14 protein-coding genes and 1 pseudogene are annotated in these 17,719 nt (G+C 28.4%); 5 read left to right on the top strand and 10 right to left on the bottom strand.

Features of this window, described 5'->3' with window-relative positions:
* Positions 1-255: 255 nt before the first annotated feature.
* From IR152_RS10510 to garR, 3 genes and pseudogenes are all read right to left on the bottom strand, one after another.
* On the bottom strand, positions 256-1,692 hold the full coding sequence (locus tag IR152_RS10510) for a four-carbon acid sugar kinase family protein (RefSeq protein ID WP_227451801.1): 1,437 nt from the start codon (positions 1,690-1,692) through the stop codon (positions 256-258).
* A 71-nt stretch (positions 1,693-1,763) separates the two neighbouring features.
* Positions 1,764-3,146 (bottom strand): GntP family permease, encoded by a 1,383-nt coding sequence (locus IR152_RS10505; RefSeq protein ID WP_227451800.1) that lies wholly within the window; start codon positions 3,144-3,146, stop codon positions 1,764-1,766.
* 136 nt (positions 3,147-3,282) lie between these two features.
* A pseudogene (gene garR, locus IR152_RS10500) lies at positions 3,283-4,191 on the bottom strand (2-hydroxy-3-oxopropionate reductase); the annotation flags it as partial.
* A gap of 403 nt (positions 4,192-4,594) precedes the next feature.
* Here garR and IR152_RS10495 point away from each other — a divergent pair.
* The 3 genes from IR152_RS10495 (at position 4,595) to IR152_RS10485 (ending at position 6,485) form a co-directional block, all read left to right on the top strand.
* A complete protein-coding gene (locus IR152_RS10495; protein WP_227451798.1) occupies positions 4,595-5,266 on the top strand; it encodes a GntR family transcriptional regulator in 672 nt (223 codons plus the stop codon).
* Between the two features lie 101 nt (positions 5,267-5,367).
* Complete coding sequence (locus IR152_RS10490) at positions 5,368-5,916, top strand: hypothetical protein (RefSeq protein ID WP_227451797.1); 549 nt, start codon at positions 5,368-5,370, stop codon at positions 5,914-5,916.
* A 260-nt stretch (positions 5,917-6,176) separates the two neighbouring features.
* Entirely contained in the window at positions 6,177-6,485 is a 309-nt protein-coding gene (locus IR152_RS10485) for a hypothetical protein (RefSeq protein ID WP_021385744.1), read from the top strand.
* 164 nt (positions 6,486-6,649) lie between these two features.
* Here the strand turns inward: IR152_RS10485 and IR152_RS10480 are convergent, their stop codons facing one another.
* Together IR152_RS10480 and IR152_RS10475 are read right to left on the bottom strand one after the other, a co-directional pair.
* Positions 6,650-8,440 (bottom strand): ABC transporter ATP-binding protein, encoded by a 1,791-nt coding sequence (locus IR152_RS10480; protein ID WP_227451796.1) that lies wholly within the window; start codon positions 8,438-8,440, stop codon positions 6,650-6,652.
* Positions 8,440-10,167: an ABC transporter ATP-binding protein gene (locus tag IR152_RS10475; protein ID WP_227451795.1), complete on the bottom strand. Its 1,728-nt coding sequence runs from the start codon at positions 10,165-10,167 to the stop codon at positions 8,440-8,442. The genes IR152_RS10480 and IR152_RS10475 overlap by 1 nt, the downstream gene beginning before the upstream one ends.
* A 590-nt stretch (positions 10,168-10,757) precedes the next feature.
* Here IR152_RS10475 and IR152_RS10470 point away from each other — a divergent pair.
* On the top strand, positions 10,758-11,870 hold the full coding sequence (locus IR152_RS10470) for an alanine racemase (protein WP_227451794.1): 1,113 nt from the start codon (positions 10,758-10,760) through the stop codon (positions 11,868-11,870).
* 311 nt (positions 11,871-12,181) lie between these two features.
* Here IR152_RS10470 and IR152_RS10465 read toward each other — a convergent pair whose 3' ends face one another.
* From IR152_RS10465 to IR152_RS10455, 3 genes are read right to left on the bottom strand one after another with little or no spacing between them, the layout of a single operon-like run.
* Positions 12,182-12,691, bottom strand: a complete 510-nt coding sequence (locus IR152_RS10465) for a YjiG family protein (protein WP_227451793.1) — start codon at positions 12,689-12,691, stop codon at positions 12,182-12,184.
* Position 12,692: 1 nt separating this feature from the next.
* Positions 12,693-13,340: a nucleoside recognition domain-containing protein gene (locus IR152_RS10460; RefSeq protein ID WP_227451792.1), complete on the bottom strand. Its 648-nt coding sequence runs from the start codon at positions 13,338-13,340 to the stop codon at positions 12,693-12,695.
* A gap of 13 nt (positions 13,341-13,353) precedes the next feature.
* The gene (locus IR152_RS10455) at positions 13,354-14,526 is read right to left on the bottom strand and encodes a M20 family metallopeptidase (RefSeq protein WP_227451791.1); all 1,173 of its coding nucleotides are present in this window, start codon (positions 14,524-14,526) and stop codon (positions 13,354-13,356) included.
* A gap of 267 nt (positions 14,527-14,793) precedes the next feature.
* On the opposite strand from IR152_RS10455, the gene IR152_RS10450 reads away from it, so the two are divergent.
* Entirely contained in the window at positions 14,794-16,170 is a 1,377-nt protein-coding gene (locus IR152_RS10450) for a hypothetical protein (RefSeq protein WP_227451790.1), read from the top strand.
* A gap of 415 nt (positions 16,171-16,585) precedes the next feature.
* Here the strand turns inward: IR152_RS10450 and IR152_RS10445 are convergent, their stop codons facing one another.
* Together IR152_RS10445 and bilS are read right to left on the bottom strand one after the other, a co-directional pair.
* Complete coding sequence (locus tag IR152_RS10445; protein ID WP_227451789.1) at positions 16,586-16,819, bottom strand: hypothetical protein; 234 nt, start codon at positions 16,817-16,819, stop codon at positions 16,586-16,588.
* A 319-nt stretch (positions 16,820-17,138) separates the two neighbouring features.
* Positions 17,139-17,669, bottom strand: a complete 531-nt coding sequence (gene bilS / locus IR152_RS10440; protein ID WP_227451788.1) for a flavodoxin family protein BilS — start codon at positions 17,667-17,669, stop codon at positions 17,139-17,141.
* Positions 17,670-17,719: the final 50 nt, after the last annotated feature.

The following is a 17,719-nucleotide window of genomic DNA, read 5'->3' as shown; positions in this document are numbered from 1 at the left end:
ACAATTATATCTTTCATTTTCAAAACCTCCAAAATTTTTTATATGAATATTATTCCAAATTTACCAATTTTGTATACCAAAAAGACTATAGGTAAATTTGTTTTTACACAAATCTACTTACAGCCCCAATATTTTTTGTAAAATGCTCTAAACCTTAATTAATATACTATTATTTTTAATCTTAATTTATAATTTTAGTTTATTTTACTTTTAACTCAGTAAATTTAAGTGTTTAAACTTCAATACACTAATATACTACCCCATCAATATCTCAACTGATTCTCTAAGTGTGCTAATCTCTCCCACATTTCCAGGGAAAATTATATATGGCATATTAGGAAATTTGCTTTCTTTTCCTGTCATCCATACTGGTATACCAGGTTTTATTTGTCCCATTACTGTAGCTTTTTTTACTCTTAGTGCTTTAGTACCAACATCACTAGAAGTAATTCCACCCTTAGCTATAATAAAATTTGGTCTTACATTAAGCATACCAATTATACTAGTAACAGCATCTGATATTTCTATAGAAATCATAAGTTGTTTATCCTTATCGTTAGTATCTAAATCAAAACGCTCTCGTCTAGTATAAACAGCAACAGTTTTGCCACTACTTATTTTTTCCTCTACAAGTTTTATAACTTTTTTTACCTCATTTTTCAAACCATTTTCTTGAAGAACTAAGTGTTGATTAAATTCTACAAATTCTATTGGATATTTACAATTTTTAAGTTCTTCTAACTGTTGAGTAGTCTTATTCACATGTGAGCCAACAAGTATAATTCCCCCATTGTTATTATCTTTTGATACTAACTCATCCTTAGTAAGCACTTCCTTATCACTCACTCCTCCAAGTACCTTTGTTATAGCCGCAGCAGTTCTAAACATAAATTCCTTACCACTATTTACTGCTCGTATAAACGCAATTGTAAATACCTTTACATCTACATAGTCGGTTGCATTTACAATAATTTTATTGAACCTTTCAGCCATTTTAAGTTTTTCTGTTATAGTTTCAATCTTTAGCTCTCTAAGTTCTTCAGAAGAAATATATATCATATCACTAGATTTATACTTTCCATTTGTCTTTTCTTCACACCACTCACCTATATCGGACGATTTGTATCCAAAAGATTTATCCTTTGCAAATTCAGTCATTCCTGCTGGTACAAGTATTTTTCCTTCTTTGACATAATGAACATTATCTATAGTAAACCTGCCACCTTCTTTGAAAAATGGCATTATTATTTCCCCATCAAATAACTTCCCTGATAATCTCTCTACTTCATTTTTTAATAAGTCAGTTTCAAGAGGATAATGACCTCTCATAGTGGAATCACTACGACTTATGATTATAAAATCCTTATTAACTTTCTTAGATACATCCACAATATTTTTTGAAATTTCTTTATGTGCTTTTGTAGTTTGAGCAACAGTAAATCCCCTTGAATTAGTAAGTATAAAAAACATACTATTTTTCTCATTAAAACCTTGTTCCATACTATCCTTATCCCAATCAGTATAAACAGAAATATCATGAACTGTTTGTACACCTGTTGGGTCATCATCTAATACGACAATTTTTCTACCTAAATGTTTAAGCTCATCTGCAAGAAGTTCATTTAATCTATCCTCATCTACTTGTTTAAAAGTATTAAGTATATCTATGCTAATTGGTTTTACTTCTCTCATTTAAAACGCCCCTTTATGTAATTTGTATAGTCTAAATGTAATTTATATAATATAACTCAATAGTTTGTTATTTATATACCTGGAAGTGGTATAATTCCATTTATAACACTAAGTAATAAAACCATTATAAATGCCATAATACCAGCAATAGTTCCTCCAATTGTCCAAGAATTTAAAGTATCTTTAACTGATAATCCACTAAATCTTGAAAGTACCCAAAATCCAGAATCATTTGGAAGAGAGAAACCAACGCCTCCAGCACATATAGCAAGCCCTACTAAAACTGGTGACATCCCAGTTGCTAAAATTGTAGGCCCTAAAATTGATGATGTAGTTACTAAAGCAACAGTTGCAGAACCCTGAGAGATTCTAAGTAATGCACTTAATAGGAATCCAAGCACTACAACTGATATACTAAGACCAGACATAGTATCAACTAAGAAATTACCTATACCACTTGCATTTATAACACTACCAAATGCTCCACCTGAACCTGTTATTAAGAGTATTAAACCTGCTGAATCAGCAGCCTCAATAACTACATCTCCCATAGGTTTATTTATGTATTTCTTTAAAAATCCTATTGCCACCAATATTCCAAGAAGTATTGCTATGTTTTTATCTCCTATAAATGCAAGTATTCCACTCATTGTAGAACCTTTTTCTAAAAACATACTAAATACATTTGATATAAGTATAAGAAGTATTGGAAATAATAAAGAGAACATAGAAATTCCAAAACCTGGTACTTTAGAAGAATTATCATATTCAAGTTTTATGCTATCTCTTTCCTTTTCTAAATTTTTTTCTCTATCATTCTCATCAATAGCATAAGCTGGATATTTTTCAAAACGTTTTCCATAAATCCATCCACCTACAAGAGCTGCTGGAAAAGCAACAATTATAGAATAAAGTATAAAACTACCTACATTTGCATTTACATTTGCTGCAACTGCCAAAGGTCCTGGTGTAGGTATTACAAGTGCATGCCCTACTATAGTTCCAACTCCTAATGCACATACAAAAACCATTAGAGATTTCTTGGTTACTCTTGAAACATACTTAATTATAGGCATCATTATAACGAAAGCTGCATCCATAAAAACTGGAATTGAAATTAAAAAACCTGCTGTAGTTACTGCTAAAGCACTATTTTTTTCTCCAGTTTTAGCTAGCAACCCCTTTGCAATAGATTCTGTTGCTCTTGATTCTGAAAGAATATTTCCAAATATTATTCCAAGTCCAATTACAATACCTATACTCCCTAATGTATTTCCAAATCCAGTCGATATCGTAGTTGAGATTTCATTTATAGGCATTCTAACCATAAAGCCTGTAATTATAGATGTTATAAGTAATGCCAAAAATGAGTTTACTTTAAATTTAATAATCGATACAAGTAAAATTCCTATAGATATAACAAATGCTATCAAAAGTCCATATCCTGTAATCATAATTTTTACTCCTTTATCACTCTACTTTATTATTTATCAATCTTATTTTTCTTTTACTATGATAACTTAACTTTTCTGTATTTATATAATCTAATCTTAATAATATGTACTTACTATCATATTGGCATATTTAAAATTAATTATCGTGTTTTTTTATTTCAACACCTGCCAATTTTTCAAAATACTGTGCTATTCCACCATGGTCATCTTCTAAATGCCCATGTACTTTTAATGTTTGCATAATTTCTAATAATTGGCTTGTCATAGGTAGTGGCACATCCAAATTATGAGCTGTCTGCATTACATTTTTAATATCTTTTAAATTAATAGATATTTTCCCACCTGGTTTAAAATCACGATTCATAATCATTGGTATCTTTGCATCCAATATTGTACTACCAGCTAGACCTCCTCTTATTGCCTTATATACTTTTTCTGGGTCTGCACCTGCTTTTGCTGCAAGTACAAATGCCTCAGATACTGCTGCTATTGTCAAATTAACGATTACTTGGTTTGTAAGTTTTGTAACACTTCCACTTCCATTATCTCCAATTAAGATAGATGAGCTTCCCATTATATTAAAGAATGGCTCTACTTTTTTATAGATTTCTTCTTTACCACCAGCCATAAAAGCAAGTGTACCATCAATTGCTTTTGGTTCTCCTCCACTTACTGGTGAATCTATAAACTCTAAGTTCATTTCTCTTAATTTATTTGCACACAACACAGATTCTGTAGGAGTAACCGAACTCATATCGACTACTATACTTCCCTCTTTTAAAGTTTTTGTCAATCCATCAGCTCCAAATAATACATCCTGCACAATAGTTCCATTTGGAAGGATTGTAAATACAATATCACACTCTTTACCCATTTCTAAAATACTTGCATATTTTGCTCCACATGATATAACTTCATCTACAGCTGATTTATTAATGTCATACACCAAGAGATTACATCCATCTTTCAATAAGTTTTTTGCCATTGGTTTTCCCATTATTCCTAATCCAATAAATCCTAATTTCATTTTATAGACCTCCATATCTTCACATTTTTGAAAACGTTTTTTATGTTTTAGAGTATACTACATGCCAGTATACCGGTCAATGTAAAACACAAAAGTATTTATTTTAACAATAAACTGTAATTTTTAGGCTTATTTATTATATTTAGTTACCCTATATAATATTTTTAATACACACTATTATTTCCAAATATTATATACCACTTTTCATATGTTTGCATTTTAACATTTTGACTAATTTTAACTAGTTTTAATTAATCTACCTTTAATGTTAATCATATATCACATTTAAATAATTTTTTATATTTTTTAATCTTGCATATAATTTAAATTGCAAAAGATTGACCTTATTTTTACTATGTTGTATGCTTAAAATTATATAAGTTTTTGTATTTTTATATTGTTTAGGGGGGTATTATTAGATATGGCTACATTTAAAAGATTACAAGAACAAGCATATGACTACTTAAAAGAATTGATACTATCTGGAGAAATAATAGAAAATGAAATATATTCTGAAACAAAACTTGCTAGTGAAATAGGTATCTCTAGAACACCTATAAGAGATGCTCTTCAAAGACTTAGTCAAGATGGATTTATAGATATAATCCCAAGCAAAGGATTTAGAATCCATCAAATTACAGCAAATGAAATTGTAGAGATATTCCAAATACGCTCCGCAATAGAAGGGTTTTGCACTTTTTTGATTACAAGTCAATACAAAGAAGCTAGAGCAGTTGAAACTATAAGTAAACTAAAACATCTTTTAGATAAACAAAAAGACATTTTACTAGGTGACAAAAATTTAAACTCATTTGCAGAATACGATACATTATTTCACACAACAATAGTTTCATATGCTCAAAATACTGAATTTGACAAGATGTTTAACAATTATATGTACAGAATAAAAAAATTAGCTCTCGATTCCTTGTCACATGAGGGAAGGCTTGAAACAACATTAAAAGAACATACAGATATTTTTAATAACATTGCAAATGGGTGTGTTGAAGACATTTACAGAACTACTCTCATTCATATGGAAACTCCTAAATGCATTAATTTAGAAGATTTTTGTAACAATAAAATATTTTAGTATTATACTTTCATTTATTAAAAATATATCTATCTCAAATTAATTTCCTAATTTATAAAAAATATTCTATAATTATATTGTAACTAATACTATTCTAAGGAGTGATTTTTTTGAACAAAGATGTTGTAACTAATGAAACTATCGACAAAGATTATGCTATTGAAGAAGTTCGTATGGCATGCAAGCATTTTGGTGACTTATATTTTTATTTTTCTAAAGTGTTATTTGAGGAGTTTGGTGAATATAAAACTATCGAAATATTAAAGAAAGTTTTATTTGAAAGGTCTGAAGAAAGAGCTATTGCTATGAGAGAAAGAGCTTATGAAAATGGAGATGAATTAACTGCAGACAATATTATTAGCACAACTGATATTCCATTTCTAGGATGGGTTCCTGAATTTGAAGAGTTACATTGCCCTTATGGAGCTTCCTGGCTTTTAAGATTTGAGGAAAACCCTTGGTTTAAAAAATTCGCTTCTCTTTATTGTGATGTTACAGATACTACTGTAGCTGAAGTATTTACAGGAAATACCTCCCATAAAATAACAAAAAACATTCTATGGGGAGATAAAAGCTGTGAAAGAATATACTTTCATGATGACAAGGTATCTGAAGGTAAATACACTTATGGAAATAAAAACTGTAAATAAATAATTTAAATTTTCTATATTCTTATACTATATTTTATACTTTTTCATATAAATATTATAACTAGTCTTTTATTTTACCTTTGTTTAACCTAAAGATAATTTACTTTTAACCTATATGAATTATCATATAAGTAATCAGAAAGTTATCTTTATAAATTATAGTTTTAAATTTATAATTTATAAAATATTTATGTTCTTTGTAAAATTTTTATAAGCTTCTAATGTTATGCTATAAAACTATCTTGAGAAGGGCTGATTGAATGTTTAATAAAATATATGAAAAGAAAGAATTTATAGTTTTTCAAGTTAAAAAAGGTTATGTAGTTTATAATACTAGAAAGAGTTTTGAAGAAGGTCATACACATTTAAAGCATTTTGAAGCAGCAAAGACAGCTATTGATTTAGCAATAAATAAAAAGATTCCTAGAAGCAAAGATGGATATTATCTGACTAGTTTAATTCGCATAAGTGATGATTGTTATTACATTGATAAGTTGAGCGAATTGTTATATGTTAGAGAACAAAAAGGTAAAAAAGAAAAGTATTGTAATTCTGGTTATCAGATGTAGAAAGACTAGTTGTGAATTATAAGTACCAATTATAAATAAGTACCTTTAGTCTTAAAATCAAAGAGTGTCAGTAAATTTATAAAAAACAACTTACTGATACTCTTTTTAATTATATGATTAATACTTGAATTTGCTACAAAATTTTATGCAACAGTTTATGTTATCTATTCGGATTCTGTATCTGCAAATTGGCTATTATAAAGCTTCTCATAAAATCCACCCTTTTCCATCAATTCATCATGATTCCCCTGCTCTATAATACTTCCATTATTCATAACTAAAATCAAGTCAGCACTTCGAATTGTAGAAAGTCTATGTGCTATAACAAAGCTAGTTCTACCATTCATAAGATTTCTCATTGCTTTTTGAAGCATAAGTTCCAGTCTAGTATCAACAGAACTAGTAGCTTCATCAAGTATCAATATTGAAGGGTCTGATATAAAAGCTCTAGCTATAGTTAAAAGCTGTTTTTCCCCTAAAGATATATTAGATGCTTCTTCATTTAAGAACATATTGTATCCATCTGGAAGAGTGGTTATAAAGTGATGAACATTTGCTACTTTTGCTGCTTGTATAATCTCTTCCTTAGTAGCTCCAAATCTACCATATTCTATATTTTCAAAAATGGTTCCATTAAATAGCCATGTATCTTGAAGTACCATACCAAACATTGAACGCAAATCTTTACGTTTCATATCTCTTATGTCTATCCCATCAATCTTAATAGCTCCTTTCTTCACATCATAAAACCTCATCAATAAGTTTATTAATGTTGTTTTACCTGCTCCAGTAGGTCCAACAATAGCTACCATCTGACCACTTTTTATTTCTGCATTTAAATCTTCTATTAAAGTTGAATTTTCTCCATATCCAAAATTAACATGCTCAAATGTAACATTACCTTTTACATTTTCTACCTTAACTGGATTTTCAACATCAGGTATTTCCTCTTCTTCATCTAAAATCTCAAACACACGCTCTATTGCAGCAAAAGAAGACTGTATTACAGTGGATAACTGAGTCATTTGTGAAAGTGGCTGATTTATCTGCCATATATAACGTACAAATGCTTGTAAATTTCCTACTGTTATCCCTCCACCTACTGCATATATAGAACCGACAACTGCCACTGCTGCAATTCCAAAATAAGTCACTAATGATACCATAGGATTCATCATACTTGATATAAATTGTGCCTTAAATCCATTTTCACAAAGTTCTTGATTTACCTTTTTAAATTCTTTTATAGAATCTTCTTCTTTACCATATAGTTTTATCTCATTAAAGCCAGTATACATTTCTTGTACTTTTCCATTTAATTTTCCAAGAGCATTTTGTTGCAATGAAAATCTACTTTGAGATTTTTTTACTACAAATTTAGATACAAAATAACTAATTGGAATTATAAAAAGAGCTATAAAAGCCATATATGTGTTAATCGTAAACATCATTGAAAGTGCCAAAATTATGACTAAGATTGAATTTACAATTTGCATAAAACTCTGTTGTAGAGCATTTGATATTGTATCTACATCATTTGATATACGACTTAATACATCCCCAAAACTATTGCTATCAAAATAACTAATAGGCAATCGTCTTATTTTATTTTCTACTTCATTTCTTAAATCCCTCATTGTATTTTGGATAGCATTCGTAAGTAGAAAACTTGAAGTATACGTAAAAATTGCATTGGCAACATATATACATGCTAAAATTACCAATATTTTTATTACATAGTTAAAATTTACAGACGCTCCTGGTATTCCTTTTGCTATACGAATTACATCTTTAGTCAATTGTGTTATTATTAATCCCTCAGTTTTAGGTGCAATTGCATTCATAGTGGCTGCTGAAATTATACATATAATAGCTATAATAAAGGAAAATTTATATTTCTTTACAAATGGAAGAAGTCTACCAATTGTTTTCTTAAAACCTTTAGACTTTTTCATTATTCTAATTCCTCCTTTTTCAACTGAGATGTTGCAATTTCATAGTATATTTCACAATTTTTTAATAATTCTTTATGAGTTCCCATACCGACAACTTGTCCTTCATTGAGTACTATAATCTTATCAGCATCAATAATAGAACTAATTCTCTGGGCAACAATCAATACAATTGCATCTTTTGTTTCCTTCTTCAACTTAGCACGAAGTATTGCATCAGTTTTAAAGTCAAGTGCAGAAAAACTATCATCAAAAATATATATTTCAGGTCTTCTTATAATAGCCCTTGCAATAGAAAGTCTTTGTTTTTGACCTCCTGATACGTTTGCTCCACCTTCACTAATCAATTCATCAAACTTTCTAGGTTTTTTTGATATAAACTCATATGCCTGTGCAACTTTTGCAGAATATTCTAATTCTGATTCTCCTGCCTTATGTTTACCAAATCTAATATTATTTGCTATGCTACCAGTAAAAAGCAGTGATTTTTGAGGTATGAATCCTATCTTTTTTCTCAAAGCCTTTAAATCATATTCTCTTATATCTACTCCATTTATCTTAATACTGCCTTCTGTTACATCATAAAATCTAGGTATCAAGTTAATTAGAGTACTTTTACCACTACCAGTACTTCCTATAAAGGCAACTGTTTCACCTATTTTTGCAGTAAATGAAATATCTTTAAGTACAGAAGCCTCTCCATCTGGATAAGTAAATGTTACATTATCAAATTCTATGATACCTTTATTTTTAGTCTCCTTAATTCCATTTTCAGGATTTTTTATCAATGGTTCCTCATTTAAAAGCTCCTTTATTCTATTTGCAGATACCTCTGCTCTTGGATACATAATAAATACCATTGAAAAAAGCATAATTGAAAACATAGCATGGAAAAGATATTCCAAAAATGCAACCAACTGTCCAACTTGAAGTTCCCCAATATTTATCTTCTCACTCGAAATCCAAAATACAGCTAAAACAGCTATATTTAATAGTAAAAAGAATGCTGGTTGAGTAATTGACATAAGCTTAAATAATTTCTTAGAAACATTAGCATAATATGTATTTGTTTTTTCAAATCTTTCTGTTTCATAATCATCATTTCCAAAAGCTCTAATTACTCTTATTCCAGTTAAATTTTCTCTTGATATAAGGTTTAATTTATCCAGTCCTTTTTGTTGTTTTGAAGATATTGCCTGAGATACTTTTGCTATTATTGCTACACCAATAATTATAAAAGGTACTGATATAGCCAATACCATAGAAAGCTCCAAACTTGTTCTAATTGTCATTATTATACTTATGATGAACATAACTGGTGTTAATAAAGCAGTTCTTAGTAGTATATTCACAAATTGTTGAATTTGAAACGCATCATTTGTTGTTCTTGTAATCATTGAAGAAATTCCAAATTTATTATATTCAGTATGTGAAAATTCTTGAGATTTTTCAAATATATCATTTCTTATATCTCTGGTTACACTTGTTGAAACCTTTGCAGAACAATAACCCAACAATATACTACCTACAACCCCTATAATAGAAATAATAACAATCACTATTCCCATTTGTTTTATGTAAGCTATATTCTGATTTGCAATACCGTTATCAATTATTTTAGCTATTATGGTTGGAATACCCAATTCAACTAATGCAAAACTAAATATAGCCAGTATGTTTAATACTATTAATAACTTATAATTCTTTAAATAACTTAAAATTAATTTCATATTTTTCTCCTTTCTTAGTTTTCGAGATAGTGTAATCATGTAATAATACTAAATTTATAAATACTTGATTTTATAAAAAAAGGAGAAAAGAGTTAACGCACTCTCTTCTCCAGCATATTCTTTTTAATACACCCTCCGACAAGTCGTTTATATGTTAACATATTTGACAAGTAATGTCAATTCATATAGCCAAAAGTCTTTTAAATGCTTTATTTTATAATGTTGCAACAAATTGTCATATACTTTTTTTACTTTTTACTGTATTCCAATTTTACAAGTTCTCCAATATTACTAGCTTTCTTAAAATTTAAGTTAGTCCTATCTATACCAGATTTAAATAACGGAATCCCTCTCCCAATATTATTGGCAATATATATATATAATAATCATCAATTAGATTATCTTTCATAAATAATTTAAATTTACTGTAATTTATTGAAAATTCCAATTAGTCTAAATAAATATTGCTCTCACTTAATACTGCTTTTATAATATAATTATAAGCTAGTAATATTGTAAAGCTAGTATTTTAATATAATAACTTTAATACTTATAATTAATTTTACTTTTATTGAAAGGTGGTAAATGACATGAAAATTTCAGAAATTGCTACTCCAAGTTTTTTGCTAGATTTAGACCAGTTAGAAAAGAATATTGATACAGTTCAACAAATTTGTTCAAAGAATAATAAACAACTTTGGCCTATGCTTAAGACACATAAAAGTACCTATATTGCAAAACTTCAAAAAGATGCAGGAGCTACTGGATTTCTCGTTGGAACACTTGATGAAGCTGAAGCTTTGATAAAATCAGGCTTTAAGGATATTATGTTGGCTTACCCTTACATGGGAGAGGCAAATATAAGTAGAATTGTAGCTATGGCATCAAAAATAAATTTAATCTGTGCTACAGATAATATAGAGTGTGCTAAAGCTTACAGTGAAGCTTTTTCTAAATCCAAAATAGAATGTAAACTACTTATTATTGTGGATTGTGGCTTACATCGTTTTGGAATTGAGCCAGAAAAAGTAGTTGAACTTGCTACTGAAATTTCAAATCTAGAAAACATCAAAATTGTTGGTATAAGTTCACATCCAGGTCAAGTGTATGGTTGTAGTTCTCCAGAAGGAGTTCCAGATGTTTGTATTCAAGAAGATTCTTCTATAGAAAAAGCATACAAATCTCTAACTGATAATGGATTTAATATAGAAATTGTAGCCTCTGGTAGCACTCCAACAGTTGAGACTGAAGTTGCTTCTAAAACTATAACTGCTGTAAGACCTGGAAACTATGTATACTATGATGTTATACAGATAGGTCTAGGTTGTGCTACTGAAGACATGTGTGCTCTTACTGTTGTTTGCACTGTAATCTCAAAAAATAGTAGTGGATACTATTTAATTGATTGTGGAAGTAAGTGCCTTGGGCTTGATAAAGGTGCACATGGAAATAGTAGTATTATTGGATATGGTAGAGTTTGTGGACACCCAGAACTTACTATTGATTCACTTTCAGAAGAAGTTGGTAAAATAAAAGTAAATGGTAAAACTGATATAAAAATTGGTGATAGAATAAGAATTATACCTAATCATTCTTGTTCCACTGCAAACTTGACAAGTAATTTATTAGGTTTTAGAGGAGATACAATAGAGAAAGTTATCAAAGTGGATATACGTGGAAACTCACAAAAAATTCTACTTTAAAAACATATTTATATTAATTTCAAAATACATTTAGTATAATATTGGTATTAAAAATATAAAAAGAAAATATAAATTCTAGAAATTATAAATTCAAAAGAAGAAGGTGTCTCAAAATGAGCTTTTTAGTTTATGAGGCACTCTTTTTTGTATGAAATTAAGTATATTTTCATCATTTCAACAATGAAAAAGAAGCTTATCTCTATTTTGAGACAGCTCCTTCTTTTTTGAATAATATGTAATTACTATATACTAATTATTATATATATCAATTCTTGTACAAACTTTATAATTAAGTTATAAGTTTATTTTGTCTACATTAATCCCATAACAGTAAGTAAAACTCTTACTATCAACATTCCCACTATTGCATCAAATATAGGGATTGCTAACAATAGCATTCTATACTTAGTGCTAGCATTTGCTACAAGTACTATTCTTGCATAATGACCAACTAGAGTACCCATTAGCATACATGGCATAATTAATATAGTTGCTTGTGATGCAGTAATTAGACCCTGTGCAAATAAGTTTGCTGCTGTAGCTGCTCCTGCTGCCTTAGCAAAAAACGCTGCTATCAAAACTACAACTGATTCCCCAGGTAGTCCAAAAATACCCATTACTGGACCAAAAATATTTCCTAAAATATCGACTAAACCAGTTAATTGTAAAAACTGTACTATTACATAACCCATTATCATAGCTGGTAATATCTGTTCAACACCTATATAAAAACCTTTTTTTGCTCCTCCCATAAATATCTCAACAACAGTTTTCTTAGGTTTACTATTTACAATAGCATTTCCAGTATTTTGTTGACTCATACTACACAGCCTCCTTAGTCTTATTCTTTTTATTTCTTACACTTATGATTAATCTAACTAGATTAGCACCAAGTATTTTACAGAATATCTCTATAAGGATTATTGGTCCTAATGCCAATAATGCTATTGGTAAAAGAGGAGCTTGAGTATTTATTGTATTTAATATAACGGCTGAACCAGCATATTGATATGCTACAAATATAGTTCTTTCATCATCTGTAATCTCTCCGCTTTCAAATAATTCCTTCGTCATTATTGAAGCTACATCTGAACTAGTAAATGAAGATACAAATGCTATTCCAGCTACTCCAGGTATACCAAGTAGAGGTCTAAGTAATGGATTAAATATCTTAGATGCTGCCTTCATTCCTCCCATAGATTCAACTACATCTATAAGACCTACCGCAAAACAGACAGTTGGAATTAAAGTAAGAGCAAATAAGAACCCATCTTTTGCCCCAGTTCCTCCTTTACCCATAAAATCTACACCATCTGAAATAGTACCAAACGAACCTGTCAAATTGGCAAAATCTAGTGCTTTAAGAAATCCTTGACTATCTTTAAATATTCCTGAAAATAATACTATCAGTACAAACAAAGACAAATACCCTTTCCATGTTACCTTATTATCTCCAGCTATTGTATCCATATAAAATCCCCCTTTATACCTCAAATTTATCTAAGTTTAAAATAATTGTAGAAATTAATTTCACTCTCTCAAACATAGAATCTACTACTGCATATTCTCTTGATGTATGATTCCATTCTCCTCTTACACCAAATGAACAGATTGTAGGAACGTTTGCAATAGTCAAATAACTAGCATCTGAACTGCCTCCAAGTTTCTTAGCATTTAATTCTCCAAACCCATTTTCTTTTGACACTTCATTTACAAATTTATGAAATCTCATAACATCTTTTGTAGTTTCAAATGGCATCATTTCACTTATAAATTTAACTTCTGTAGAAGTTCCTTCTATGTAAGTCTCTTTACATATCTCTCTAACCTGTTCCTTAACATTCTCCATTTCTTCTACCTTTTCAAATCTAAGGTCTACTTCTATACTACAATCTTCTGGAATAGAATTTGCCACTCTTCCTCCCTTAATCACACTTACACTTACTGTAGTTCCAACTTCTAGATTAGTCAATTTTTGTATGCGTAATATCTTATTAGCCATTTCTTCTATAGCATTTCTTCCACCTTCAAAATCATTACCTGCATGTGTCTCTACACCTTTTACATGTATATTACATCCTATTCTTCCTTTTCTACCTATACATAAGCTATTATCTACTAATCCTGTTTCCATATTAAAAGCACAAAGACCGCCTTTTGCTTCTCTTAATATAATATCTGCACCAGTTGAATCCTTATGTCCTACCTCTTCATCTCCAGAAAATACTATTTTTATTGGTCTTTCTTTGTATCCTATTTTATTTAAAGCTTTGATAACATATAAAGAGATTATTATCCCACCCTTCATATCTAAAACTCCTGGACCATATGCTTTTCCTTCTATTATTTTAAATGGATTCTCTCCAAATGTACCCATTTCAAAGACAGTATCCATGTGTCCTGAAAAAATTATTGGCTTTTTATCTATATTAGAACCAAGTATACCTATCAATGTGCTACCATTATCTCCAACATCTACTAACTCACAATCCAAACCTTCTTTTTCAAACTCAAGCTTTAATCTCTCAGCTAACTTATTTACGCTTTCTTTACAATGTGTATAACTTTCTATATTAACAATATCTTCCCATAATAAAACTATTTCTTCTCTATTCTCACCAACAAACGTAGAAATCTCATTTAAATATGTATTCATAATATTCTCCTTTATTTTTAAATAAAATATACTTCTTCCCCAAAATCCAAGATTATTTTAGGAAATTTTAAAAGACTAGTCCTTAATTAAAAAATAGCATAATTATTTCTGCTAGTCAACATATTTTTCAGTCTTTTTTGTATCTTCTGATTTTTCTTGCAATTATCCTTTTGTAAAATAAATTGACGCGTTTTATCTACTATTATAAAATGAGGATATAAATTAATTGATTAGTTACAACACTCTCGAAATTTTAAAGGAGGTTTTATGAAATATAAAATTGGTTTTTTGACAACATCTTATTTTATGTCAGATAAGTTTAAACAAGCTCTTAAAGAGTTAAATGATATTTGCGAAATTACATTTATTGAGCTTAAGGGAGAAAATCCTTTTAACAATTTACCTAATATATACTATGAGCAAGTAGATAATTTTGATGGATTTGTATGTAGTGGTATAGTTCCATATAGTGAGCTTATAATAAACATAAAGGATATAAAAGTACCATTAAACTTTTTAAAGCTTGATGAAAGAGATTTTTATAAATACTTATTTAAAGTATTAAATAGTCAAAAAGATATTGATTTTACAAAATCATTTATGGATTTTTTAAGAGAAGACAACAATTATTATGATATATATTCATTAATAGATTCTAATAAATGCCCATATACAATTAAAAATTTTAATATCCCTCAACCTGTGTATGACTTTAAAAAATTAAATGATAAATTATTAGAAATACATTTAGATTTATTGAGAGATAATAAGATTAACCTTTCTTTTACTAGAAATTATATCATTAGTTGTGAACTTAAGAAGCTTGGGTATAATTGTATTTACATGGTTCCATCTACAGAATCAATCTTGAATACATTTAAATCTCTGGTGAATGAAATAACATTACAAAACTTAGACAAAAATAAATCTGCAACTTGTATAGTTACAGTAAATAGTTCAGAGTACATAAATGAAGATTTGATATTTAAAAATGATGAGATACAAAACCAAATATATAACACCATCTTAAATTCTCTATCAAAACATGGATTTTATGGAGTTCAGGTCAAAAAAAATGATATGAAAATAGAGATACACACTACTAAAGAAATGTTAAATAATATGACCAATAATTATACAGACTTTTTTATTTCAGAAGATTTAAAGGAAATTAAGTATAGTTTAAATATTGGTTGGGGTATTGGAAACACAAATATTCATGCAGAGCAGAATGCTCGTCAAGCTAATGGTAAATCTGCTTCTTTAGGTGGAAATTGTACTTTTATAGTAAATGATACTAATAATACTATAGGTCCTTTATATGCAAATAAAAATTCTCATGATATTGACAAAAGCTCACTAGCTAATAAGGTTGCTTCTTTTATACCTCTATCTAATACTAATGTATCTAAAATTATGTGTATGATTAATGACAGAAATTCAAATAATGTTTCGGCAGAAATATTATCGGACTATATGAATATAACTCTTAGAAGTGCAAATCGAATATTGAGTATCTTGTATAAAGCAGGAATTGCAACCATTGTAAATACAAAGCTTGATAATCAAAGAGGAAGACCAAAAAAAATATATAAAGTTGATTTCTTATCTTTTTTAAATAAGATGCAGAAATTAAATTCTTAATATTTAATTTTTTAATAAAAATAATATATTTTCTCTAACTTTGAAGAATCAAAATTTTTAAATTTTATTAGAATGTACAACTTTTTACTTTAAAATACATGAGCATTTCATCAATGAACTAAACCATAATATATAGTAACCTGTTATAAAGATAAAATAATTTCATATACAAATAATAAAATACAATAGCCACTGCAATCCATAATTTATAGTGGCTATTTTTTACACTATCATTTGTTACTTATTTTTAAAAGTTAATTATATTTCTTAAATAATTTATACAAACCTATTATCAGTAAAACAATAAATACAAATATATCTATAAAAATAATTACTGTAACATGTCTGGCAATATTATAAATAAAAAATATAGAGAACACTTCTATAGATAACACTACAAAACACATAAAATTCGTTAAATAATCTGCAATAGTATATATAAGAAGCTTACAGAGTCAAGTTTGAAAATATGTTTGTTTTTATTCCAGTATTCTGGCAACTCAGTTATGTATTGCTCTACTTTCAAATTCAAATAACTTAGCTCATCAGATTCTAACATTTTTTTACACATAGTTTTTGCATTTTCTAAATCTGATATTTTAGTTTCGAGAACTTGCTCCTGTTTCTCAGCAACTTCACATAAAGACACTTTCTGTAATTTTAAACACTACCTCTCTATTCTATTAATTTATAACTGTAATATAGTCTTAAATATTTTCTCTCTATATAGTGATATATTTACTATGTCTTAAAATCAAGCTAATTATCTTTTATAAATTTTCATACAATAATATCTCCTTTTCTATTTTTAAAACTATCTTATTTTCTATAAAATAATGTATAAACAAGGTTTACAGTCAAGTATTTTTATTATTTTTTTGATTTCATAAAAAAAGTATAGCAAGTCATTGCCATACTTTTTACTGAATTATTGATTCTATATCTTATATAAACTCATTGTTTAACTACTACATAGTACTAGCTTTAATCATCATATCTTTTGCAAATATACTAGCTTCACATATTTCTTGTTTATTTGGATGATTTTGAGATTCTTCATAATTATTTAATTGTTCGCGAATATGCTCGTTCTCAGGATAAAGCTTCGATATCTCTTCGTATTTTGCTTTCAATCCTTCTGCTATCTTACCTTGACATATGAATGAACCTAATATTTCATTATCTTTTGAAATAATTGATTCTATCTTTTCTATTATACTATCACCATAACTTCCTTTTGTACTTGCTCCCATTGTCCCAAATAGTGCTATCTTTTTGTTGTGAATATTTTCAACCACTTGTTTTGAATTTTTATCACAAATTCCCTTATCTACCCAATAGCCTAAAAATACTATATCATAATTTTCATAGTTAATACTATAATCAACTAATTCACTTATATTTTTAATATCCTTTTCTCCTTGAATTGCATCATATATAGAATAAGCAATTTTTTTAGTATTCCCAGTTAAACTTGAATATAAAATTAAACTTTTCATGATATATCCTCCTCTTTATCTAAATACTTATCTAAAGTTACCAAAATGTA

Source organism: Clostridioides sp. ES-S-0108-01, from assembly GCF_020662285.1.
In the GTDB taxonomy this organism is placed as follows: Bacteria; Bacillota; Clostridia; order Peptostreptococcales; family Peptostreptococcaceae; genus Clostridioides.
Note: the sequence above shows the minus strand (reverse complement) of the source record. Positions and strands in the feature narration are given on the sequence as shown.

Coding starts and splice junctions, on each gene's coding strand:
- IR152_RS10510 (WP_227451801.1), bottom strand. CDS start 1,692: ATGAGAGAAGTAAAACCAATTAGCATAGATATACTTAATACTTTTAAA.
- IR152_RS10505 (WP_227451800.1), bottom strand. CDS start 3,146: ATGATTACAGGATATGGACTTTTGATAGCATTTGTTATATCTATAGGA.
- IR152_RS10495 (WP_227451798.1), top strand. CDS start 4,595: ATGGCTACATTTAAAAGATTACAAGAACAAGCATATGACTACTTAAAA.
- IR152_RS10485 (WP_021385744.1), top strand. CDS start 6,177: ATGTTTAATAAAATATATGAAAAGAAAGAATTTATAGTTTTTCAAGTT.
- IR152_RS10480 (WP_227451796.1), bottom strand. CDS start 8,440: ATGAAAAAGTCTAAAGGTTTTAAGAAAACAATTGGTAGACTTCTTCCA.
- IR152_RS10475 (WP_227451795.1), bottom strand. CDS start 10,167: ATGAAATTAATTTTAAGTTATTTAAAGAATTATAAGTTATTAATAGTA.
- IR152_RS10470 (WP_227451794.1), top strand. CDS start 10,758: ATGAAAATTTCAGAAATTGCTACTCCAAGTTTTTTGCTAGATTTAGAC.
- IR152_RS10465 (WP_227451793.1), bottom strand. CDS start 12,691: ATGAGTCAACAAAATACTGGAAATGCTATTGTAAATAGTAAACCTAAG.
- IR152_RS10460 (WP_227451792.1), bottom strand. CDS start 13,340: ATGGATACAATAGCTGGAGATAATAAGGTAACATGGAAAGGGTATTTG.
- IR152_RS10455 (WP_227451791.1), bottom strand. CDS start 14,526: ATGAATACATATTTAAATGAGATTTCTACGTTTGTTGGTGAGAATAGA.
- IR152_RS10450 (WP_227451790.1), top strand. CDS start 14,794: ATGAAATATAAAATTGGTTTTTTGACAACATCTTATTTTATGTCAGAT.
- bilS (WP_227451788.1), bottom strand. CDS start 17,669: ATGAAAAGTTTAATTTTATATTCAAGTTTAACTGGGAATACTAAAAAA.